Origin of the sequence: Streptomyces sp. NPDC090021 (genome assembly GCF_044748225.1) — a bacterium.
GTDB lineage: Bacteria > Actinomycetota > Actinomycetes > Streptomycetales > Streptomycetaceae > Streptomyces.
The window spans coordinates 1-21,752 of record NZ_JBIVFO010000022.1; the positions used below are offsets into that span (position 1 = coordinate 1).

Below are 21,752 nucleotides of genomic sequence, written 5' to 3' on the forward strand. Positions count from 1 at the left end.
GGCGGCCCCGGGGGGGGGGGGGGGGCCCCCCCGGGGGGGGGGGGGCGCCCGCGGGGGGGGGGGGGCCCCCCCGGGGCCCCCCCCCCCCCGGTTCCCCCTCATCTCGACCGGAGCACCCCGACGATGCGCACAAGAACCGCTCTCTCCGCCACCCTGGCCGCACTCGGTCTCATGTTCCTGCTCCCCGCTGCGGCCCAGGCCCACGGAGACACCCTGAAGGTGGTGGTGACCGGACAACGCGCCGGCCACGTCACCACCGACATCACCTGGGAGAACGACGGGGACGCCGTCGACGAGACCGTGGCCGCCACCGTGAACGCGGTCAGCGTCGACGGCTCCCGCACGATGGGTCCCTGGCGCCTGGTCCGCGACACTGCGGCCGCGCCCGCCGGCTGGACCACCGCCGAGGTCCTGCCGCCCGGTACGTGGAAGGTCAGCGTCGAGGTGGGGTTCCCCGCACTCGGGAAGGGTGAACTGGAGGTCGGTGTACCCGTGGTGGACCCGGCCCCGGCCACCGGTGGGGGGACCACCGGCGGTGGTGCCACCTCCGCCACCGGCGGCACTCCGGCTGTCTCGGCCCCCACTCCCGACGCCGCCTCCGGGTCCGGTTCCACCGCGGCGACGACCGCGGACGCCGCGTCCCCCGCTCCGGCGCCCTCCGCGGCGCAGGCGGTGGCCGGCTCCGACGGCGACGCCGTCTGGTGGACCACGGCAGGTGTCGCGGTGACCGCGCTGGCCGGAGCGGGCGTGGGCCTGCTGCTGCGCCGGCGCCGGATGCGCGGCGCGTGCCGCACGTCGTAGCCGGTCGGCTGCGGATCGGGCCGGGCTCGCGCAGCCCGGCCCGGTCCGCGTGCAACGGCTACCGGTCGGCGGCTTCACGGCCCGCCGCCGCCACGGCCAGGGCGAGCCGGTCCGCTGCGTGCGGGGCGAGTCCGGGGAACAGGTCCGGCTCCATGAGCCGGCTCCGGTTGCATGAGCACCGGTTCCCCCGCTCCGCCCGCCGCCAGGTCCACCCGGGCGAACGGCGGTTCGCCCGGGGCCGGAACCGCCGCGAGCGAGCGCCGCTGCGCCCGTGCGGCTCTCCCCGTCCTCTCGCCCCCGGCCGCTGCTTCCTGTGGCCCGTGCCGGGAACCCCGGCGGCGGATCACGCGTCGTAGCGGGCGACGTCGTGCCCATCGGGCGCGAGGGAACGGTCCGGGACGGATGGGCGGGGCAGTGGCGAGGCGGACGGGCGGCGGGACGGCCCAGGGTGGGGCCGGCGGTGCGGGCGGCGGTGCGGTCGCCGCCGTGCGCGGCGCGGGCCGGTGGCGTGCGGCGACCGGGGCTGCTCGCGGGCGCGTCCTCGCCGCGCTCGCTCTGCTGACCGCCGCCGCGTCGGCGTTCCACTCCGCCGTGCCCAACGGGGTGGGCCGCCTCGGAAGCCTGCTGGAGGCGTTCCTGCCCTGGCTCGGCCTGGTGATCCCGGTGCTGTTCGTGGCGGCGCTGGTACGCAGGTCGGCCGTCGCCCTGGTGGCCCTGCTGCTGCCCGTGCTCACCTGGGTGTGGCTCTTCGGCGGTCTGCTCCTTCCCGAGGAGCGCGGTCCCCACCACCTCACGGTCGTCCAGCACAACGTCAGTGACGAGAACCCGGATCCGGCGGGCACCGCGGCCGCCCTGGCGGGGGCCGCGCCGGAGCTCATCGCCCTGGAGGAACTGACGCCCTCGGCGCTGCCCGTCTATGCGGCGGCCCTGGCGTCGAGGTATCCGTACCACGCGGTCGAGGGCACGGTCGGTCTCTGGTCGACGTACCCGCTGACGGGCGTACGGCGGCTGGACATCAAGCCCGCGGGCATCGGGGAGGGCTGGAGCCGCGGTCTGCGGGCCGGGGTGGCGACCCCTCAGGGCGAGATCGCCGCGTATGTCGCCCACCTGCCCTCGGTACGCATCCGGCCGTCCGGGTTCGCCTCGCAGCTGCGGGACGAGAGCGCGCTGCTGCTGGGCGCGGCCGTCGCCGCCGAGCCGGTGGACCGGGTGGTCCTGCTCGGAGACCTCAACGGCACCGTGGACGACCGCGGGCTCGCTCCCCTGACCTCGCGGCTGGAGGCTCCCCGGCGGGGGTTCGCCCTCAGCTGGCCCGCGTCGTTCCCGGTGTCCCGGATTGACCAGGTCCTGGTGCGTTCGGCGAGCGTCGGCGGGATCCGCACGCTGCCCGCCACGGGCAGCGACCACCTGCCGGTGGCCGCCCGCATCACCTGGGATCCCGCGGCCGGCTCATAGCCGGATCGCGATCTTGCCGCGTACCCGGCCGCTCCTCAGGTGGCGGATGGCATCGGGCACTTCGGCCAGTGGGTAGGTCCGGTCCACGACCATCGTGTCAATGTTTCTTTACTTCGCCGCCGGTGCGGGATCGGCGGGCCCGGGTCCGTCGAGGAGCTCGGGCCCGTTGTTGCGCACGCTGTTGACCGCGGTCGACACGGCACGGACGTCCAGCCGGCCGCCCCCGGGCGCCGCGAGCAGGGCGCGCAGCTCGTCCGCGTCCTGGTGGGACGGGTCGAGCCAGGCCTCGTAGTCGGCCGGAGCCAGCGCGAGCGGCATGCGGGGGTGGACGCGGCCGGCCGCGTCGCTCGCCTCGGTGGTGATGATCGTGCAGGTCGCCCACCACGCCGCCGGATCGTCGTCGTCGGCTACGCCGGGGTCGCGCCAGAACTCGTAGAGCCCGGCCATCGCCATCACCGCGCCGTCCTCGGGCCGAATGAAGTACGGCTGCTTGTGGGCCTTCACGCCGGCGGAGGCCGGGACGGCCTGCCACTCGTAGAACCCGTCCGCCGGCAGCAGGCAGCGACGCCTGGCGAAAGCGCGCCGGTACGCGGGCTTCTCGTGCACCGTCTCCACCCGCGCATTGATCATCTTCGCGCCGCCGGACGGGCTCTTCGACCACGACGGCACCAGACCCCAGCGCAGGGGCCGCAGCCTGCGCTCCAGCAGCCCGCTCTCCCGGTCGGCGCGCTCCAGCACCGCCCAGACCGCGTCCGTGGGGGCGACGTTCCAGCTGGGCTCCAGCACGTGCCCGGGATCCGGGGGAGCCGTCCGGAAGAGGCCGGAGAGGTCCTCGGGACCACGGGTGGAGACGTAACGGCCGCACATGCCCTCCACCCTGCCACCTGCCCGCGTCTTCGGCCGGTTGCTCCGCGAACCGGGGCCGGGCGGGTGGCGGAACGGAGGCTGCGCGGGTGGCGGAACGGGGGCTACGCGGGTGGCGGAGCGCAATCGTCCGGCCGCTGTATCCGGTGGACACGCAGGGCGAGGTGGAGCTCCAGGGCCCGTTCCGGTCGCTGCCAGTCACGGCCCAGCAGCCGGCCTGTCCGGTCCAGGCGCTGCACCACGGTGTTGACGTGCACGTGGAGGGCCTCGGCGGCCCTGGCCTGGCTCGCGCCCCAGCCCGCAGGTCGACGGCGTATGTGGTGGGACATCACATTCAGGCACCCCCTGGTGTACCTGACCACCACACCGCCACGTCGGACACCCCGAAGGCTCCCGGAACACCCCGCCGACACCTGCCGCACACGCGTGGACAGCGCGTTGTGCACCGGGACGAGCACCTGGGCGACGCCGGCTACCCGGTTCGGTGTCCCGCCCAGGCGGCCGCCTTCCGCAGTACCGGGACGCGACCGCGGTCCGGCACCGTCCACAGGGTCTGCCCGTGGAGGCCCCAGCGTTCGAGCAGGGCGTTCGCGGCCTGGAAGCCGGTCGTGGCCGCCCGTTCCATCAGCGCGACGGGAAGGTCGGTACGCACGACGTCGCCGGCGACGACCAGCCCGGGGTCGGTGGTACGGACGGCGGGACGGTCGCGGTACCCGCCCACGGCGAACAGCGGGCAGTCCTCACGCCATTCGTGGCGGACGTCGACGACCTCGGCGTCACGGGTTTCCGGGTACACGCGGCGGAGCTGGTCGAGGAGTTGCTGCTCCTGGTGGCTCTGCGGAACGGACCGGTCGGCGGCGTAGGCGTGGAGTTCCACGACGGATCCTCCGCTGCGTGCCGCCCACTGGGCGGCCTCGTCTTCCCAGCGGTCCAGCACGCTGATGTTGTCGAGGCCGCCGAAGCCGCTGGTGCCCAGGAAGCCGGGGCGGTCGCGGGCGACGGGCCGGTCGAGCCAGAGTCGGGTGACGAGGAAGGGCGGAGCCGTGCGCAGGCGCGCCACGCGCTCCCGCCATGCCCGGTCGCCCAGCCTGTCCGACCGGGCGACCAGCGACCGCAGGCCCCTGGCGTCCAGGGCGAGAACCACGGCGTCGTACCGGAGCGTCGCGTCGGCCCCGGTCACCTCGAACGCGCCGGAAGGGGTGGGTCCGACGTGGTCGACGGCGCTGGCGGTGCGTACCTCGGCCCCGTGCCGAGACAGGTACGCGGCCAGGGGGGCCCACAGGGCGGCCGGGTAGGGCGAGCGGGGCACGTCGAACAGCAGGCCTTCGGCGGAGCCCAGGAAGTAGATGTGGAACATGAGCGCCATCTCGGCTGCGGAGAGCTGCCGCGGGTCGGCGAAGAAGCTCCGGGAGAAGACCTCGAAGGCAAGGTGTCGAGCCTGTTCCGGAAAGCCGATGGCCTCAAGGAAGTCGTGGGCGCTGGTGCCGTCGAGCCGGTGGTACACCTCGGGAACGCGGACGTCGAGCAGCGGCAGGGCCGGGACCGGATTCATGGCGCGCAGGTCCCGCAGGCGGAAGGTGGGGCTGAGCGTGACGAAGCCCAGTGCGCTCCACGGTGGGGTGCGTGGCACGTGCCGGAAGCTGTCGCGGAGGCCGCCCGCGTGTACCAGCGGGTAGTCGGGGAGTCCGGTGAGGTGGGCCAGGGCGGGGTCGGTTCGGCGCAGCAGGCCCCGCAGGTTGTAGTACTGCCGGAAGAAGGCGTGGAAGCCGCGGCTCATCGTCACGGTGCTGCCGTCGCGAAGGCGGGTCGGCCATCCGCCCGCGCGGCCGCCGAGGTAGGGCTCGCGCTCGTACAGCGTCACCTTCACGCCCCGTTCGGCGAGCGCGGTGGCGGCGGCCAGGCCGGCGATCCCGCCGCCGATCACGGCTGCGGTGTGGCGGCCCCGTGCGTGGCGGGCGCCTGGACGGGCGGGCAGGATGCGTGCTCGCCGGTCTCTGCCCCGTCGGGCCGCGGTCCGCCGGTGCGTGGGGGCGCTCATCGGGGGCCTTCCGGGCGGGCGGCAACGAAGGTGTGGGTGATGCCTGTCTGCCAGCCCGGCAGGGGCAGGGCTCGGACTCGGTCGAAGCCGGCGTCGCGCATGCGGGTGGCGAACCGGTCGGTGGGGTCGAAGTGGACGACGCTGCCCCACAGGTGGCGGTAGAGGGGTCCGTCCCCCAGCAGGGTGGCGGCGGGCTGCACGATGCCGCGGCACACCAGCGTCCACACGGCGCGGTCGGTGCGCCGTCCGCTGAGGCTGTATTCGTGTGCGGCGAGCCGGCCGCCCGGCCTCAGCATGCTGCGGACGGTGTGGAGGACGGCGTCGGGATCGGTGAGGTTGCGGAAGAGGTAGGCGGCGAAGACGGCGTCGAACGGTCCGCGGACGCCCGCGTCCGTCAGGTGCTCGGCCGGTGCATGGATGAAGTGCACCTCGCCCGCCCACGGTTTGGCGGCAGCCCTCGCCAGCATGCCGGCGGACGCGTCGACGGCCGTGATGTGTGCGGCCGGGAGGACGGACCGGATCGCTGCCGTCGAGGCACCGGTGCCGCAGCCGAGGTCCAGGACCCGCAGCCCCTCCCCCGGTGCGGCCAGGCCGAGGCGGCGCACCGAGCGCCGGAGGTGCGCGTGGTAGCCGGGGTTCGCGGCGACCAGGGCGTCGTAGGTGCGGGAGGCGTGGTCGAAGGCGGCGGCGAGGTCGTCGTCGCGCAGCAGTGTCATACGGTCTCCAGAGTCCGGTGGTGGCCCGGTCGAGGGTCAGGGGAAGGGACGGCGCGGCAGGCGGGGCAGCTCGACGGCGGTGCGCAGCATGGGGCCGACCGGGGCGTGGCGGCCGACGGCCAGGTCCTCTAGCAGGTTCGTGCGCCCGTCGAGGAAGCGCAGGAGCCGGGTCGGCGGAACACGGGCGAAGAGTCGGCAGAACAGGTCCGGGCCGTCGACCCGGCCGCTGTCCAGGGCCCGTAGCAACACCGCGTCCATGGTGCGGGCCCGCACGGAGTGGGCTGCCGGGGGAACCGGATCGCGGCCCTGTCGCAGCGCGGCGGCGACCGCCCGGGTCTGGCGCTGGAGTCCGGCGAAGGTGTAGCCGGTGGACGGGCGGGTCGCGCCGCCGGCGGCACCGATGCGGAACACCGACGCTCCCGTGCGTCGCGGGATGGGGGCGTCCGTCATGGGGATCAGGCCCGTCTCGGTGGCGAGGACCTCCAGGTCGCCGAGGGCGAGGACGTCGGCGGCATAGTGCTGTAGCGCCGCCTCGTAGCCGCTGTTCGTCAGGGCGTCGCGGGAGAACTCGGTGTACTCGACGAGTGCTTCGTGCGGGCCGGTGGGCAGGACGTAGCCGAAGGAGAGCCCGTCGGCGGGCTGTGGTGTGCGGAAGTCCATCAGTTCCGCGGCGCCGGGGTCGAAGACGGGCCGGGCCGTCCGGAGGAACCAGCCGTGGAAGTGCTGCAGCAGGGTGGTTCGGGCAGCCGGGAGGCTGCCCGGAGGACGTGAGTCGAACACCCAGCGGGCCCCGAGGACATCGCGGCTGCCGTCGGGCCGGGTCATCAGCACCCGCGTGCCGGACGGGGCCTCCTCCACGGATTCCACGGTCGCTTCCAGGCGCCGGACGTTGGGGCTGAGGGCGAGGTGCCGCGTGACCAGCGACTCGAAGTCGTCGGAGCGGATCATCTTGTACCGCAGCGGTGCGATGTTCACGTCGATCGGGGCTCCGGCGGGTGGCCGTACCCGCAGGTGGAGCCATTGCGATCGCACCGCGGCATCGAAGCGGCCGCGGCCGGGCTCCCAGAAGCACCAGGTGCGCGGGGCCGGTCGCAGCGGACCCGGTGGGGCGTCGACGAGGACGACGGACGGGGCCGCGGCGCCGTGTCCGTTCAGCCGGTGGGCCAGGGACAAGCCGGCGGCGCCCGCCCCGATGACCGCCACGTCCGCCTTCAGCACGGCTGCTGCCTCCATCCCGGGTCGGCGTTCACGCGGGGGTTTCCCGCCGCGGCGGGGAATCGGATGCGCTCTCGTGCCGGGTTCACCTGGTCAGGTGCATCCGCCCGATGGCATTCCCGCGCGTTCGGGTATCCGGCCCGCACCGCATCCGTATCACGGGAAGGAACCGAAGACACACGCGCCGAGCCATCGACACCACGGCGGTCGAGAACCACGACGAGAGGAACCCGGATGCGTCGCACCCAGGCGAAGGACCAGCCCGCGGCCGCACCGCCGCCCCTCCCCCGCCTGGTGGCCCTCTCGGGGTCCGCCCAGCGGCGCCGTCGGTCCGGCCGGGCGACGGTCGACGCCGCGGACGCTGTGGACTCCGTGGACTCCGTGGACGGCGCGCAGCCCCGGGACGGCGCCGCGTCGGCGGTGGACCTCGCGGCCGTGGACGCGGACGTGCCCTCCGCGATCGGCTACGCGCTGGAGCGGGTACTCGCCGACCGGCTCACCCGGGCCGGTGTGCTGGACGCCGAGTTCGCCGGGGAACTGGCCGAGCGCGTCGCACGCTTCACCCGGGAGGGCGGCAAGCGCACCCGCTCGCAGTTCGTCTGGTGGTCGATGCGCGCCTGTGGCGGGGGCGACGAGCCGACGGCCTCGGCCGCCCTGCGCATCGGTGCGGCGCTCGAACTGCTCCAGACCTGTGCCCTGGTCCACGACGACGTGATGGACGGTTCGGCGCTTCGGCGCGGCCGTCCAGCCCTGCACACCGACGTGCGGGACAGCTGCGGCGCAGGGGCATCGCCGGCTCGCGCCGCCCGGTTCGGCGAGGCGGTCGCGGTCCTGGCCGGGGACCTGGCCCTCGTATGGGCGGACGACACCGTGGCGGAGACAGCCCTCGACCCATGGACGGCGACCACCGTGCGCGAGGTCTGGAGCGACATGCGTACCGAGATGGTGGCAGGTCAGTTCCTCGACCTCCAGGGCCAGCTGACCAGGTCCCGTTCCACGGAGCAGGCGCTGCGCGCCGCCCACCTCAAGAGCGCCCTGTACTCGGTCGAGCGGCCCTTGGCACTGGGTGCGGCGGTGGCGGGCGCGGACGCCCGGACCACACGGGCGCTGTGCTCGGCCGGTCGCTGCGTGGGCATGGCCTTCCAGTTGCGCGACGACCTCGAAGACGTCTTCGGCGACCCGCGGCACACCGGCAAGAGCTGCGGAGGGGACATCCGGGAGGGAAAGCCGACCTACCTGGCCGCGCTGGCGGTCGCACGCGCCGGGGCCGCCGCGGACCAGCCGGCCCTGGAGGTGCTGGAACGGGCCCTCGGGAACGAGGGCCTTTCCCGCGACGGCCTCGACGAGGTGCGGGAGGCACTGGTTCGGACGGGCGCACGGGCGGCGGTCGAGGCGAAGATCGAACGCCTGTCGGCCCGGGCGATGCGACACTTCGACGGCGCCCTGCTGGACCCGGACGCCGCGGAACGTCTGCGCGGGCTGCTGACCGCGCTGACTTCTCGCCCCGCCGAGGACCCGCCCGCCCGCTCACGTACCGCGTCCGCTGACACCACGGCCGGCTCCGGCGCGTCAGGAGCCGGGCGATGACCCGTACCGTGAGCGGTCGCACGGACCACGTGGTGATCGTCGGTGCGGGCCTGGCCGGCCTGTCCGCGGCTCTGCACCTGCTGGGCGCCGGACGCCGGGTCACCGTGGTCGAACGGGACGCGACGCCCGGCGGGCGGGCAGGGCGCCTTCTGCGCGGCGGATACCGGATCGACACCGGCCCGACCGTGCTGACCATGCCCGACCTCGCCGATGAAGCCTTCGCGGCGGTCGGCGACAGCCTGCACCGACGGGTGGAGCTGATCCCGCTGCACCCGGCCTACCGGGCGTCCTTCGCCGACGGCAGCACCCTGGACGTGCACACCGACGGCGAAGCGATGGCCGCAGCGGTCGAACGGTTCGCCGGAGCCGGTGAGGCGGCGGGCTACCGGCGGCTGCGCGCCTGGCTGGAGCAGCTCTACCGGGTACAGATGCGCCGCTTCATCGACGCGAACTTCGACTCGCCGCTGGACCTGCTGACCGGTGACCTCGCCCGGCTGGCGGCGCTCGGCGGTTTCGGGCGCCTGGACCGGCGCATCGCCGGCTTCCTGAAAGACGAGCGGCTGCAGCGGGTCTTCTCCTTCCAGGCCCTGTACGCGGGCGTGCCGCCGGCCCGAGCCCTCGCCGCCTACGCCGTCATCGCCTACATGGACACGGTGGCCGGGGTGTACTTCCCGCGCGGCGGCATGCACGCCCTGCCGCAGGCCATGGCGGACGCCGCCCGCGACGCGGGCGCCGAGCTGCGGTCGGGCGAGCCGGTGACCGGTCTGGAACGCTCCGGCGCGCGGATCACCGCCGTCGTCACCGCGAAGGACCGCATCCCCTGCGACGCGGTCGTCCTCACCCCGGACCTGCCCGTCAGCTACCGACTCCTCGGCCACCGGCCGCGCAGGCCGGTGAGGTTGCGGTACTCCCCCTCCGCGGTCGTGCTGCACGCGGGCACGGACCGCACCTGGCCGCAACTGGCCCACCACACGATCTCGTTCGGTGCCGCCTGGCGGAACACGTTCGACGAACTCACCCGGCAGGGACGGCTGATGAGTGATCCGTCCCTCCTCATCACCCGGCCCACGGCCACCGACCCCTCCCTCGCGCCACCGGGCCGACATCTGCACTACATCCTCGCCCCCTGCCCCAACACCGAGATCGGCCCAACAGGAACCGCCTGGGCCGAGCTCGGCCCCCGCTACCGCGACACCCTGCTGCGCGAGCTGGAACAGCGCGGCCTCGACGGCATCGAGGCCGCCATCGAGGACGAATGCCTCGTCACCCCGGCCGACTGGGCCGGCCAGGGGCATACGGCGGGCACCCCCTTCTCCGCCGCCCACACCTTCCTGCAGACAGGGCCGTTCCGGCCGCGCAACCTGATCCGCGGTACGGCGAACGCCGTCCTGGCCGGCTGCGGCACCACCCCAGGCGTGGGCGTGCCCACCGCCCTGGTGTCGGGGAAGCTGGCGGCGGCCCGGATCACCGGCGGCTCCCGCCGCGCCTCCGCGCGCTCCACCGGGGCCACCCGATGACGCGGCGCGAACTCGACGCGGCCGGCATCACCGATCCGGCGCTGCGCGCGGCCTACCGCCGCTGCCGCGACCTGAATGCCGCGCACGGAAAGACGTACTTCCTGGCCACCCGGCTCCTCCCCGTCGAGCGCCGGCCCGCCGTGCACGCCCTGTACGGGTTCGCCAGGTGGGCCGACGACATCGTCGACGTGACGGCTCCCGGCACGGACGACGGCCTGCGTCGTGCGCGGCTGGCGGCGCTGCAACGGCAGCTGGACGACGGGCTGCGCCGGGGTGAGGGCGGCGAACCGGTGGTGACGGCCCTGGCCGACACCGCTCGCCGGTACTGCATCGATCACCGTCTCTTCCAGGACTTCATGACCGCCATGCGGTCCGACCTGCTGGTGACGGCGTACCCCAGCTACGCCGAACTGTGCGGCTACATGCACGGTTCGGCAGCCGTGATCGGCCTGCAGATGCTGCCGGTGCTGGGCACGGTGGTGCCGAGGGAGGAGGCCGCGCCGCACGCGGCGGCCCTCGGGGTCGCCTTCCAGCTCACCAACTTCCTGCGGGACGTCGGCGAGGACCTCGACCGCGGGCGGGTGTACCTGCCGGAGGACCTGCTGGCCGGGCACGGCGTCGAGCGGGAGCTGCTGCACTGGTGCCGGAACACGGGCCGCCAGGACCGCCGCGTGCTGGCCGCCCTGAGGGAGTTCGAGACGCTCACCCGCGGCGTCTACCAGGAGGCACGGCCTGGTCTGGCCATGCTCGACCCGGCGTCGCGGCCGTGCATCCGCACCGCGTACGTCCTGTACGGCAGCATCCTGGACGCCGTCGCGCGCGACGGGCATGCCGTGTTGCACCGGCGCGCCGTGGTGTCGCGCCGCAGGCGTGCGGCGGTCGCGACGGGTGCGCTGGTCCGGGTGGCGGCGATCAGGCTGCGCCGCCGCCGGCACCCCGCGCCCGCCACATCGCCGCAGCCGCCGCCCGCCGACCCGGCCCGGCCGGTTCCCGAGGAGGTCGTATGAATCCCGAACGGTCGGCACGGCGTAGGCGTCTGCCCCTTTCGCTGCGCCGCCGGCCCGTCCCGTGGGACCGGCAGCAGCCGACCTGGCGCGACGCCAGGCCCGGCCTGATCGCAGAGGCGCTGAAACGGGCGCAGGCCCGGCCGTCCGGTAACTGGTACGTCGTGGGTGCGTCCTCAGCGCTGGGCGACGGCCGCCCCGTGGCCCGCACCATTGCCGGCCATGAGGTCGTACTGTGGCGCGGTGCCGGCGGCCGCCTCCACGCCGGACCCGGAGTCTGCCCCCACCTCGGAGCGCCGTTGGCCGACAGCCCGGTCCGGTGCGGAACCCTGGTGTGCCATTGGCACGGCCTCGCCCTCGACGGCACCTCGTTCGCGGGCTGGGAGCCGTTGCCGGCCTTCGACGACGGCATCCTGCTGTGGGTGCGGCTCGACGGGTCAGGAGGGGAGGAGCCCCTGGACGCCCCCGTCGTACCGGCCCGGCCGGCTCTCACTCGCGGGGTGACCGCGGTGTACGAGGGCACCGGACGTTGCGAGCCCGAGGACGTCGTGGCCAATCGGCTGGATCCGTGGCACGGGGCCTGGTTCCACCCCTACTCCTTCGTCGACCTCACGGTCGTCGGCCGGCCCGACGGTACCGGCACCGAGGACTGCTTCACCGTCGATGTCTCCTTCAAGGTCGCCGGGCGCCTGGTCGTACCGGTGCAGGCCGTCTTCACCGCTCCCGAGCCACGGACTGTCGTCATGCACATCACCGAGGGGGAAGGCGCGGGCTCGGTGGTGGAGACGCACGCGACGCCCCTCGGCCCGGACGAGCGAGGTCGTCCGCGCACGGCAGTGACCGAGGCCGTGGTGGCCGCGTCCGACAGGCCGGGGTTCGCGTTCGCCCGCTGGGCCGCACCGGTCCTCCGTCCGATGATGCGTACCGCAGCGGCCCGACTGTGGCGGGACGACCTGGCCTATGCCGAGCGCCGCTGGCACCTGCGCTCCACGGGCCGGTTCCCGGGATGAGCGCAACGGCTGCAGCAGCTCGCGGCCGATGCAGGTCGGGGGTGCGGACCGGGGCCGGCGCCGGCCGACGTTCACGTCGTGGCACCCGGCCGCCGCCGGCGGTACGTCGGCTCGCCGGGCGGGTTCCCCGTCGGCGGCCCGGGGGCCGGGCGCGGGTTCTCCGGCGGCGACGGGAGCCGTCGGCCCCGTCGGCGTCACCGAGGGCGCGGGTACCGGCTCGCGTGGGAATCCGCCCTGCCTGCGCCGCCGGCGCCGGAGGGGTCATGGGCACGGCGTGGCGGGGTCGGAGCGCTCGCGTGCTGGGTCATGATCGGCTGTGTGAAGACCTCCGGACGTCTGACCGCCTTCGCCCTCGCGGGCCTGCTCGCCGCTCTCCCCGCATGCTCGGAGTCCGGCGGCCGCGGCAGCAGCGGGGCGAGGGCCGGCTCCGGCGCGGAAGCGAGGGCGGGCGCTCCCGGAGGCGGGGGCAGCGCCCGGACGGAGGCGTCCGGCACGGTGTTCCGGGGCGGGCGCCCCGGTGCCGCAGGCGCCGGAGACCCCTACTTCCCCCAGCTCGGCAACGGCGGCTACGACGTCACGCACTACGCCCTGGCCCTGGACTACGACCCCGGCAGCGGCCGTCTCAAGGGCACCGCGGAGATCACGGCGAAGGCCACCGCGGACCTCAGCGCCTTCAATCTCGACCTCCTCGGCATGGAGGTGCTGGGTGCCACGGTCGACGGCGGCACGGCGCAGGTCCGCCAGGACGGACAGGAGCTGACCCTGCAGCCGCGCCATCACCTCAGGAAGGGCGCCGCCTTCCGCAGCGTCGTGCGCTACACCGGCACGCCGGAGTCGATCACCCATGACCACGGGTGGCGCGAGGGCTGGTTGAGGACGGCCAACGGAGCGGTCGCGTTCGGCGAGCCGACGGGCTCGATGTCCTGGTTCCCCGGCAGTCATCACCCCTCGGACAAGGCCTCCTACGACATCACCGTCACCGTTCCGAAGGGGGTGCAGGCGATCTCCAACGGGCAGCTGCGCGCCCGGCGCAGCAGCGGCGACCGCACCACCTTCCACTGGCACCAGGCCGAGCCCATGGCCAGCCATGTGGCGACGGTGGCCATCGGCAGCTACGACATCAGGACCTCCCGGACCCGATCGGGCGTCCCGGTCGTGTCGGCGATCGACACGACCGCGGACATGGACGAGGAGGACGCAGCGGTCCTCGCCCGGTTCCCCGAGATCATGGAGTGGGCCGAGGAGAGGTTCGGCCCCTACCCCTTCAGCGCCGCCGGGCTGATCGTCGATCAGGCGGCCGACGTGCCCTACGCCCTGGAGACCCAGACCAGGCCGACCGTCCCGGCCGGCATCTTCCACACCATCAACGTGGTGCACGAACTGTCCCACCAGTGGTTCGGCAACTCCGTCACCCCGCGGACCTGGCGGGACATGTGGCTCAACGAGGGTTTCGCGACCTACGCGGAATGGCTCTGGACCGAGGACCACGACGGGGCCAGCGCCCAGGACCACTTCGACCGGAACCACGCCAAGGCCGCGGACGACGACGAGTGGGACTTCCCGCCCGCCGATCCGCCGAGCGCTGCGGACATCTCCGGCCAGCCGGTGTACGTGCGCGGCGCGATGGTGATCCACAAGATCCGCCAGGCCCTGGGCGACGAGGCCTTCCGCTCCCTGGTGCGGGGCTGGACCCTGCGCCACCGGCACGGCCACGCCTCCACGGACGACTTCACCGCGTACGTCGAGGCGAGGGCCGGCCGGGACCTCGACTCGATCTGGGACTCGTGGCTCCACGGGCACGGCAAGCCCGCGTGACGGGGTGGACGCGGTGTCAGGTCCTGATGCGCCGGCGCGCGGTCCCGACGAGGTTCATGTACTTGTCCCAGTCCCACACGGTCCCGGGGTCGTCGTGCGTGGACAGCGGGACCTCGACGTGGCCCAGGATGTGGTCCCGGTCGACCGGCACGTCGTACTTCGCGCAGATCGTGGCCGTGAGGACAGCGGACGCCTCGTACATCCCGTCGGTGTAAACGGGCTGATCGGTCCAGCCTTCGTGCTCGATGCCGATGCTCCGGTAGTTGTACCAGACGCTGCCCGAGTGCCAGGCCACGTCGCGCTCGCGCACGCACTGGGCGATCCGCGTGCCGGTTGCGCTGATCATGTAGTGCGCGGACACCCTCTCGGCGTCGTCCTTGAACCTGGCGAACATGACCGGCAGGGTGTCCGTCGTCAGGTGGATGACGACGTATTCGATGGGGTACGCCTCGGGGCGGTCGGAGGCCGTGTAGTTGGACTCGGACGCTTCGACCCAGACGGCAGGGGCGTAGTCCACCGAGGGATCCGTTCGCGGTGCCGCAGGCGGCCCTGCGGCGACGGCAGCCTTGCGCCCGGGGCGCGGCAGCGCAGGTTCCGCCCCCTCCTCGGGTCTGATCAGCTGGGGCAGCCCGACCGCGGCCAGAGCCGTACCCGCCGTGCCGGCGGCACCCCACAGCAGCCGTCGACGACTCAGCGGGCTGTCTTCCATGGCCACTCCTCGTCAGGTCGAGCAGGCAGGCAGAGGACGACGCGCCGCGCATCCCGCAATGACGATGCGGGGGCGGCACGTCCCGTAGCCTGATGCTTCACCAGTGCCCACACCGCGGCAACCGGTCCTCCACCACTCGGCGCACGCCCTCGCGCTGACCGGCCGCGTCCCCGCCGGAGCGCGCTACTCCACTCGCCCGGTACCCAGGGGTCCGCGCTCGCCGAATCGACCGGCCGGTCCCTGACCGCGACGTTCCCGGGCAGCGCCTCCTCCCCGACGACGCGGAAACACGCGACGGGAAATTGACGCGGCAACCACTGTGCACCTCCCCCGAGTCCGGCTGGGCGCGTCACGCAGGCCCTGCGCCCATACTGAAAACGAGGGGAGGACGAGGAGGGACGGGAGGGACGGGGAGGGACCGACATCTGAAGACGAAGGCTGCCGCCGAGGAGGCGAGCCGAAATGACAGTGGAGCAGTTGTCACCCGTTGACAAGGGTTTCCTGGAGCAGATGGAGGATGCCAGTCGGCGCTACGCGAGCCGTACCGGGGAACGTGGCGGCCGTATGGCGGCGCTCCAGCAGCAGGGCATCCTGTACACCGACACCCCGGATCGGGTCAACAGCAGGCTGAAGCGGCTGGGCGTCGACTGGGCGATGGCCACGGCGATCGAGCGGACACCGGCGACCGCCACGACCGGGACCAGCCTGGATCTGGACCGCGGACTGGTCGGCACCGACCTGTTGACGCTTGAACGGTTCATGGGCCGCAACGATCTCATCGGAATCGACTACCTCGAAGGCGGCTTCCTCGCCGCCCGCTCGATCGGCCGGATAACCGTCCGAAGTCCCGGATCGTCCCACCACGGAACCGGTTTCCTGGTGGCCCCCTCCCTGCTGATGACGAACCATCACGTACTGGGCTCCGCCCAGGAGGCGGCTGCCGGAGTGATCGAGTTCAACTTCCAGGCGGGCCTGGACGGGCAGCCGCTCGTTCCGGTCGAGTTCACGCTCGATCCGTACCGCTTCTTCGTCACCCACCGTGATCTCGATTTCACCGTGGTGGCGGTCTCCGACCGCTCCCGGGACGGTCAGCCGCTGGCGGCTTTCGGCAGGCTGCCGCTCAAGGAGGCGCAGGGCAAGGCCGTCATCGGGGAACTCGTCAACATCATCCAGCACCCCAACGGCGAGCCCAAGCAGCTCGCCCTCCGGGACAACCGGATCGTGGACGTGCTGGACGACTTCGTGCACTACTCGGCCGACACGGCGCGCGGCTCCTCTGGGGCTCCGGTGTTCAACGACCAGTGGGAGGTCGTGGCCCTGCACCACGCCGGTGCTCCCCGCAGGGACCGCGACGGCAACGTGCTGGCCGTCGACGGAACCCGCTGGAATCCGAGCATGGGTGAACACCGCGTGGACTGGGTGGCCAATGAGGGCGTGCGGGTCAGCCGCATCCTCGGCGCGATCCAGCAGTTCCCTCTGTCCGGCACCGCCGCGGCGCTCCGCGCGGAACTGTTCGCGTCCGGTTCCTCCCTGCATGCCGTGGACGTCTCACCTCCGACGGTCCCGGCAGTCCCGGCAGTCCCGACGGTCCTGGCTGGTCGGACGAACGGCGCCGCGCCGCAGAGCGTGACGAGGGACGGGAGCGCTGAGCAGCACACCACGACGGGATCGGTCAGCTGGAGCCTCCCCCTGCGCATCAGCATCAGCCTCGACGCGTACGCCGGGGCCGACGCCCTTCGGCCCCGGGCCGAATCGCCCGCCGCAGTACCCGTGCCGGCCGGAATCGGCCGTATCGACGGCCAGTCGCCCGCCGAGCGGGACCTGGCGGCCGCCATGGTCAACCTCGCGGCCTTCAGAGACCGCCCCTACTACGACGAGGCCGCGGACCTGATGGCACGCGACGCCTACTACGCGGGCATTCACCCCGGCGACCCCATCGGCCTGCGTCTCGCGCTCACCGAACGCCTGGAGTCCACCCACGAGCGCCGGCCCGCGTACAAACCGATGCGGCTGCTCTACCCATGGGTGGACCTGCACCCCGACGAGAAGCTGCACGGCATCTATTCGGGCAGGGGCTTCACTCCACAGGAACTCATGGAGGCGGACGCGGCGGTGGAGGCCGCCCGGACAGGACGCTGGCAGGAGTTCATGCTCCACGAGGGCTCACCCGGCCCGGATGCCGTCGAAGCCGAGCTGGATCTCCTGGAGGCTTCGCTGCCCTTCAACTGCGAACACGTCGTGCCGCAGTCCTGGTTCGCGAAGAAGGAGCCGATGCGCGGAGACCTGCACCATCTCTTCGCCTGCGAGTCGACGTGCAACAGCTTCCGGGGGAACATCCCCTACTTCGACTTCCCGGATTTCCAGGAGGCCGTGATGCACGACTGCGGGCGCCGGGACCCGGGGAAGTTCGAGCCCTCGGAGGGCAAGGGGCCGGTCGCCAGGGCGACGCTCTACTTCCTGCTCCGCTACCCCGGCAGGATCGGCGACGAGGCGCGCGAACTCCAGCGTTCCGGGCTCGAGATGCTGCTGACCTGGCACAGGGACCATTCGGTGGACGTCTACGAACAGCACCGCAACGCGGCGATAGCCGAGATGCAAGGCAACCGCAATCCGCTGATAGACCACCCGGAGTGGGCCGCGGAGATCGACTTCGCAGGTGCCTGGACCTGAGCCGACGATCCCGTCCGGTGCCGCCCTGCGCGGCCGGCGGTGCGGGGCACCGGGATGGTGGTGCCGCACACCGCGGGCCGTGGCGGTCAGCGGGTGGTGGTGGTCAGCGGGTGGTGTAGCCGCCGTTGAGGAAGAGGGTCTGGCCGTTGGCCCACAGCCGTCGGTGACCAGGTGGCGGACCCAGGGCACGAGGCCGCGGGGATCGCCTTCCTGCCCTGGCGTCCCGTCGGCGCGGCAACGCCGGGCAGGGCCGCGGAACTCGCCGCCGTCGCCGCCGAACCCGGTGCCACGACACCGCAGCTCCTCCTCGCCTGGCCGCTCACCCGCTCCCCCGTCATGGTGCCGATCCCCGGCACGGCCTCGCTCTCCCACCTCGCGGAGAACGTCGCCGCGGCCGGCCTCCGGCCGAGCCGGGCACAGCTCGACCGTCTCGAAGCCCTGGCCGCGCCCACGGTGGCGTCACGGTCCCGCCCTCCGGCCTGGATAGTCTGGCCCTGGGCCGGCCTTCGGGCGGGCGGCTCAGGGGAAGAATCGAGTGGGTGTGGGGGATCAGTTGACGCAGGTGCCGAGGATGCGGCTGGACGAACTGCTGGACGAGCTGCAGGTGCGCATCGACGAGGTGCGCGGCACCCGGGACCGGGTGCACAGCCTGCTGGAGGCCGTCGTGTCGGTCGGGCGGGAGCTGGATCTCGCCCAGGTGCTCCGGCGTATCGTGGAGGCGGCCGCACTGCTGGTGGACGCCGAGTACGGCGCCCTGGGCGTGATCGGCCCCGACGGGCGGACCCTCGCGCAGTTCCTGACCGTGGGGCTCAGCGACGAGGAGATCGCGGCCATCGGCCCGCTGCCGGCCGGCCACGGTCTGCTCGGCGAGGTCATCCACCATCCGGAGCCCCTGCGCCTGACCGACCTCGGGGCACATCCGTCCTCCCACGGTTTTCCGGCGCATCACCCGCCCATGCGCACGTTCCTCGGGGTGCCGATCCGGGTCCGCGACGAGGTGTTCGGAAACCTCTATCTGACCGACAAGCGGGGTGGTGTCGACTTCGACACCGAGGACGAGACGGTGATCTCCACCCTCTCGGTGGCAGCGGGTGTGGCAATCGACAACGCGCGGCTCTACGAGGGTTCGCAGCGGCAGCAGCGCTGGCTGCGTGCCAATGCGGAGATCACCGAAAGTCTGCTGTCCGGGAGTTCGCGCCCGGAGGTGCTGGAGCTGATCGCCCGCCGCGCCCAGGAGATCACCGCGGCACGGCTCGCGCACATCGCGGTCCCGGTGGACGGCGTCGACGGTCTGGTCGTCGAGTACGTGGCGGGCGCGGGCGGAGCCGCGTGGCAGGGCCTCGTCGTCCCCTTCGACGGCACGCTCTCCGGAGCCGCGCACCGGGCGGGCAGGCCGGTGACGGCCTTGCAGGTCTCGGACGACGGGCGCTGCGCGACCGGCGCTCCGGTGCGGGAACGGAACGGAGCCGGAGAGGACGGAGTCGGAAGGGACGGAGCGGGAGGGGACGGAGCCGGACGGGACGGAGCCGGACGGGATGTTACGGGACCGGCCGTGGCGGTGCCGCTGGGCACCGCGGGCGGCGGGGGCCGGGGCGTCCTGCTCCTCTCGCGGTCCGCGGGGGAGCCCGCGTTCGGTGAGGGCGAACTGGAGCCTCTCGTCGCCTTCGCGGGCCAGGCCGCCATCGCGCTGGAGCTGGCGGAGCGGCGTCGGGACGCCGAGCAGATAGCTCTGCTGGAGGAACGCGACAGGATCGCCCGCGACCTGCACGACCTGGCCATCCAGCGGCTCTTCGCCACCGGCATGACCCTGCAGAGCGCCGCCCGGCTCGTGGAGCACGAGGGTGCTGCCGAACGGGTCGGCCGGGCGGTCGACGACCTGGACGAGACCATCAAGATCATCCGATCGACGATCTTCGGCCTCCGCACCAAGGACCGCGAAAGCGGTCCCGGGCTGCGGGCACGCACCGCCCGGGCCGTCGGCTACGCCGCCACCGCCCTGGGCCACCCGCCGCGGCTGACCATGGAAGGGCTCCTGGACACCGGCGTCCCAGCGCAGATCGCCGACCACGTGGTCGCGGTGCTCGGGGAGCTCCTCAGCAACGCGGCCCGTCACGCGCGGGCGACCCGCGTCGACGTAAACCTCAGGGCCGTGGGGGGCGAGATCGCGCTGACCGTCTCGGACAACGGCACGGGCATTCCGGCGCAGGGGCGCAGGAGCGGTCTGCGCAACCTTGAGGAGCGGGCACAGGTCGTGGGCGGGAGCTTCAGCGTCGAGACTCCCGAGGAGGGCGGCAGCCGCCTCGTGTGGCGGGCCCCGCTCCCCCGCGACGGCTGAGGAAACCGGCAGGAGGGTCGCGCCGCGGCTGGCTGGCCCGCCGGCCGACCGGCCGACCGGCCGACCGGCTACGGTGCCGCCTCCAGCCGGAAACCCGTGACGAGATCCGGGCGGATCCGCAGCGTGCCGGTCATCGGCCGGCCCACCCAGGGGCGCAGCAGGTCCTCGTACCGGTCGGTCTCCTCGGCTTCGACCACCGCTCGCGCGTAGCCGGTGACGACGACGCTCCACCCGAGGTGGGTGTCGGGGTCGATGGCATCCGCTTCGTACGCCACCACCACGCCCGGGACGTCGGCGGGTGCCGCCAGCGAGGCCAGCGCTCCGCCCTCGTGGATCCGGATGATGATGTCCTCGCCCTCGACGAGGTGGTTCACCGGCCGGACGGCGGGCAGTGCGTGCTGCGTGAAGACGATGCGTCCCAGCGACACGGTGGCGAGGAGCCTCAGGGCCTCGGCCCTGTCCACCTCCCGCATTTGGCGGGCCGACATCGCGCCACCGGTCCGGCCTGCGGGCCGCCGTTCGCCTTCCTGATCCATGATCCGTACCTTCATCCGGCCCCACTCGGTCCTACGGTTTCCGACGTTCCAGCCTCCCTCCCGCTCCGCCGCCGCGAACAGGGCCGAACGGTCCCTTCCGTGCCCCGCACCGAGGCGTCCCCGCGCTCACGAGACGACGAACTTCAGTTCCCGGTCGGCGGCGAGCACGCGCATGGGTTTGATGACGCGGAGCGGTACGTCGCACAGGAGGAGCCGCGTGCCGGCCGCCCGGCAGTGGCGGTTGAAGCAGGTGAGGAGGTCTATGCCCGCGCTGTCGCAGAAGGAGAGGCCGCGCATGTCCAGGACGATGGTGCGGTGGCCGGATCCGGCGAGTTCGCGCAGGCGAGGCCCCACTTGTTCGGCCGTGTGGAAGTCCAGCTCTCCGGCCAGGGACATGCGCAGACCGTGGTCGTCCCGTGCCACGGTCCTCAGTTCGATCAAGGCGCTCGTCATGGCGTCCTCCCCGCTGCGTGCGGCTCTGTGGAGTCGCGCCGTTCCCCGTCCGCCCCCAGTCCATCCCCCGGCGAGGCCGCCGGAGAAGGCCCGGCCGTCCCTCCGGACAGGGCCGAAGGTCCCTCTTCGCAGGGGCCGACCGGTCCAGCCGCAGCGAGGCTCCCCGTCCGATCAGGGCCGATCGGCCCTGTCCGTTCGCCCCGCCCGGCGGGCAGGATGCCGTTGTTCGTGCGTCAAGGGACGAACCAAGGCGAAGGAGTTGCTTCATGACCGGCAGTAGTGCCCCCTCCCCCGCGGCGGAGCCCATCCGGGTCTTCCTGCTCGACGACCACGAGGTCGTGCGCCGGGGCGTGCACGACCTGTTGGACGCCGAGCCCGATCTGACCGTGATCGGGGAGGCGGGTACGGCGGAACAGGCACTGATCCGCATTCCTGCGCTGCGTCCCCAGGTCGCGGTCCTGGACGTGCGGCTCCAGGACGGCGACGGGGTGAGCGTGTGCCGTGAGCTGCGCTCCCGGATGCCCGAACTGGCCTGCCTGATGCTCACGTCGTTCGACGACGAGGAAGCGCTGCTGGACGCCGTGATGGCGGGGGCCTCCGGCTACGTCCTGAAGCAGATCACCGGCACCGACCTGGTGACCGCCGTACGGACGGTGGCCTCGGGCCAGTCGATGCTCGATGCCGGGGCCACCAGCCGGCTGATGGCCCGCATGCGGGGGGATGTGCCCCAGGAGGAGCAGGTCCCGGGGCTTCCCGGCTTCACCGATCGGGAGAAGGAGATCCTCCTCATGGTCAGCGAGGGGCTCACCAACCGGGAGATCGGCAAGCGGCTCTACCTGGCGGAGAAGACCGTCAAGAACAACATTTCGCGGCTGTTCGTCAAGCTCGGTGTGGAGCGGCGGGTCCAGGCCGCCGTGATCGCCAGCCACGCCCTGACCCCGCCCGGGGGCCGGCACCCGGCCCCCTCCCCGGCCCCCTCCCCGACCTCGTCCCGGGGATAGCGGCCGGTACGGAGGCCGCCGGCGGT

The 21,752-nt window shown here is 73.2% G+C and carries 18 protein-coding genes and 2 pseudogenes; 11 read left to right on the plus strand and 9 right to left on the minus strand.

Annotated elements, in window-relative coordinates:
• Positions 1 to 123 precede the first annotated feature (123 nt).
• Together ACIPXC_RS18965 and ACIPXC_RS18970 are read left to right on the plus strand one after the other, a co-directional pair.
• Positions 124 to 801, plus strand: a complete 678-nt coding sequence (locus ACIPXC_RS18965) for a hypothetical protein (RefSeq protein WP_401619219.1) — start codon at positions 124 to 126, stop codon at positions 799 to 801.
• Positions 802 to 1,215: 414 nt separating this feature from the next.
• Positions 1,216 to 2,256, plus strand: coding sequence for an endonuclease/exonuclease/phosphatase family protein (locus tag ACIPXC_RS18970; protein WP_401619222.1), 1,041 nt, complete (start codon positions 1,216 to 1,218; stop codon positions 2,254 to 2,256).
• Here ACIPXC_RS18970 and ACIPXC_RS18975 read toward each other — a convergent pair.
• From ACIPXC_RS18975 to ACIPXC_RS19000, 6 genes and pseudogenes are all read right to left on the minus strand, one after another.
• Positions 2,251 to 2,349, minus strand: coding sequence for a zinc-binding dehydrogenase (locus ACIPXC_RS18975; RefSeq protein WP_401619225.1), 99 nt, complete (start codon positions 2,347 to 2,349; stop codon positions 2,251 to 2,253). The two genes, ACIPXC_RS18970 and ACIPXC_RS18975, sit on opposite strands and share 6 nt — an antisense overlap.
• 15 nt (positions 2,350 to 2,364) lie before the next feature.
• Complete coding sequence (locus ACIPXC_RS18980) at positions 2,365 to 3,123, minus strand: SOS response-associated peptidase (protein ID WP_401619228.1); 759 nt, start codon at positions 3,121 to 3,123, stop codon at positions 2,365 to 2,367.
• 101 nt (positions 3,124 to 3,224) lie between these two features.
• A pseudogene (locus ACIPXC_RS18985) lies at positions 3,225 to 3,413 on the minus strand (helix-turn-helix domain-containing protein); the annotation flags it as partial.
• Between the two features lie 179 nt (positions 3,414 to 3,592).
• The gene (locus ACIPXC_RS18990) at positions 3,593 to 5,158 is read right to left on the minus strand and encodes an FAD-dependent oxidoreductase (RefSeq protein ID WP_401619231.1); all 1,566 of its coding nucleotides are present in this window, start codon (positions 5,156 to 5,158) and stop codon (positions 3,593 to 3,595) included.
• The gene (locus ACIPXC_RS18995; protein WP_401619234.1) at positions 5,155 to 5,874 is read right to left on the minus strand and encodes a class I SAM-dependent methyltransferase; all 720 of its coding nucleotides are present in this window, start codon (positions 5,872 to 5,874) and stop codon (positions 5,155 to 5,157) included. The genes ACIPXC_RS18990 and ACIPXC_RS18995 overlap by 4 nt, the downstream gene beginning before the upstream one ends.
• Before the next feature lie 36 nt (positions 5,875 to 5,910).
• A complete protein-coding gene (locus ACIPXC_RS19000) occupies positions 5,911 to 7,092 on the minus strand; it encodes a lycopene cyclase family protein (RefSeq protein ID WP_401619237.1) in 1,182 nt (393 codons plus the stop codon).
• 231 nt (positions 7,093 to 7,323) lie between these two features.
• Between ACIPXC_RS19000 and ACIPXC_RS19005 the strand changes: the two genes are divergently transcribed.
• From ACIPXC_RS19005 to ACIPXC_RS19025, 5 genes are all read left to right on the plus strand, one after another.
• On the plus strand, positions 7,324 to 8,676 hold the full coding sequence (locus tag ACIPXC_RS19005) for a polyprenyl synthetase family protein (protein ID WP_401619240.1): 1,353 nt from the start codon (positions 7,324 to 7,326) through the stop codon (positions 8,674 to 8,676).
• The gene (locus ACIPXC_RS19010; protein WP_401619243.1) at positions 8,673 to 10,193 is read left to right on the plus strand and encodes a phytoene desaturase; all 1,521 of its coding nucleotides are present in this window, start codon (positions 8,673 to 8,675) and stop codon (positions 10,191 to 10,193) included. The genes ACIPXC_RS19005 and ACIPXC_RS19010 overlap by 4 nt, the downstream gene beginning before the upstream one ends.
• Entirely contained in the window at positions 10,190 to 11,200 is a 1,011-nt protein-coding gene (locus tag ACIPXC_RS19015; RefSeq protein ID WP_401619246.1) for a phytoene/squalene synthase family protein, read from the plus strand. Before ACIPXC_RS19010 ends, ACIPXC_RS19015 begins: the two co-directional genes overlap by 4 nt.
• A complete protein-coding gene (locus tag ACIPXC_RS19020; protein ID WP_401619249.1) occupies positions 11,197 to 12,207 on the plus strand; it encodes a DUF5914 domain-containing protein in 1,011 nt (336 codons plus the stop codon). Before ACIPXC_RS19015 ends, ACIPXC_RS19020 begins: the two co-directional genes overlap by 4 nt.
• A 318-nt stretch (positions 12,208 to 12,525) precedes the next feature.
• Complete coding sequence (locus tag ACIPXC_RS19025) at positions 12,526 to 14,022, plus strand: M1 family metallopeptidase (RefSeq protein ID WP_401619252.1); 1,497 nt, start codon at positions 12,526 to 12,528, stop codon at positions 14,020 to 14,022.
• A gap of 16 nt (positions 14,023 to 14,038) precedes the next feature.
• Here ACIPXC_RS19025 and ACIPXC_RS19030 read toward each other — a convergent pair whose 3' ends face one another.
• Positions 14,039 to 14,731: an N-acetylmuramoyl-L-alanine amidase gene (locus ACIPXC_RS19030; RefSeq protein ID WP_401619255.1), complete on the minus strand. Its 693-nt coding sequence runs from the start codon at positions 14,729 to 14,731 to the stop codon at positions 14,039 to 14,041.
• 462 nt (positions 14,732 to 15,193) lie between these two features.
• On the opposite strand from ACIPXC_RS19030, the gene ACIPXC_RS19035 reads away from it, so the two are divergent.
• The 3 genes and pseudogenes from ACIPXC_RS19035 to ACIPXC_RS19045 all read left to right on the plus strand — a co-directional run bounded on the left by ACIPXC_RS19035 (position 15,194) and on the right by ACIPXC_RS19045 (position 19,736).
• Positions 15,194 to 17,401 (plus strand): endonuclease, encoded by a 2,208-nt coding sequence (locus ACIPXC_RS19035; RefSeq protein ID WP_401619257.1) that lies wholly within the window; start codon positions 15,194 to 15,196, stop codon positions 17,399 to 17,401.
• Between the two features lie 171 nt (positions 17,402 to 17,572).
• Positions 17,573 to 17,830: pseudogene (locus ACIPXC_RS19040) on the plus strand (aldo/keto reductase); the annotation flags it as partial.
• A gap of 142 nt (positions 17,831 to 17,972) precedes the next feature.
• Positions 17,973 to 19,736 (plus strand): GAF domain-containing protein, encoded by a 1,764-nt coding sequence (locus ACIPXC_RS19045; protein ID WP_401619260.1) that lies wholly within the window; start codon positions 17,973 to 17,975, stop codon positions 19,734 to 19,736.
• Between the two features lie 68 nt (positions 19,737 to 19,804).
• Here the strand turns inward: ACIPXC_RS19045 and ACIPXC_RS19050 are convergent, their stop codons facing one another.
• Positions 19,805 to 20,272 (minus strand): pyridoxamine 5'-phosphate oxidase family protein, encoded by a 468-nt coding sequence (locus tag ACIPXC_RS19050; protein WP_401619263.1) that lies wholly within the window; start codon positions 20,270 to 20,272, stop codon positions 19,805 to 19,807.
• Positions 20,273 to 20,398: 126 nt separating this feature from the next.
• Positions 20,399 to 20,725 carry an STAS domain-containing protein gene (locus ACIPXC_RS19055; RefSeq protein ID WP_401619265.1) on the minus strand — a complete coding sequence of 109 codons (327 nt, stop codon included), beginning with the start codon at positions 20,723 to 20,725 and terminating at the stop codon, positions 20,399 to 20,401.
• A 266-nt stretch (positions 20,726 to 20,991) separates the two neighbouring features.
• Between ACIPXC_RS19055 and ACIPXC_RS19060 the strand changes: the two genes are divergently transcribed.
• Positions 20,992 to 21,726 (plus strand): response regulator, encoded by a 735-nt coding sequence (locus tag ACIPXC_RS19060; RefSeq protein ID WP_401619268.1) that lies wholly within the window; start codon positions 20,992 to 20,994, stop codon positions 21,724 to 21,726.
• Positions 21,727 to 21,752 lie beyond the last annotated feature (26 nt).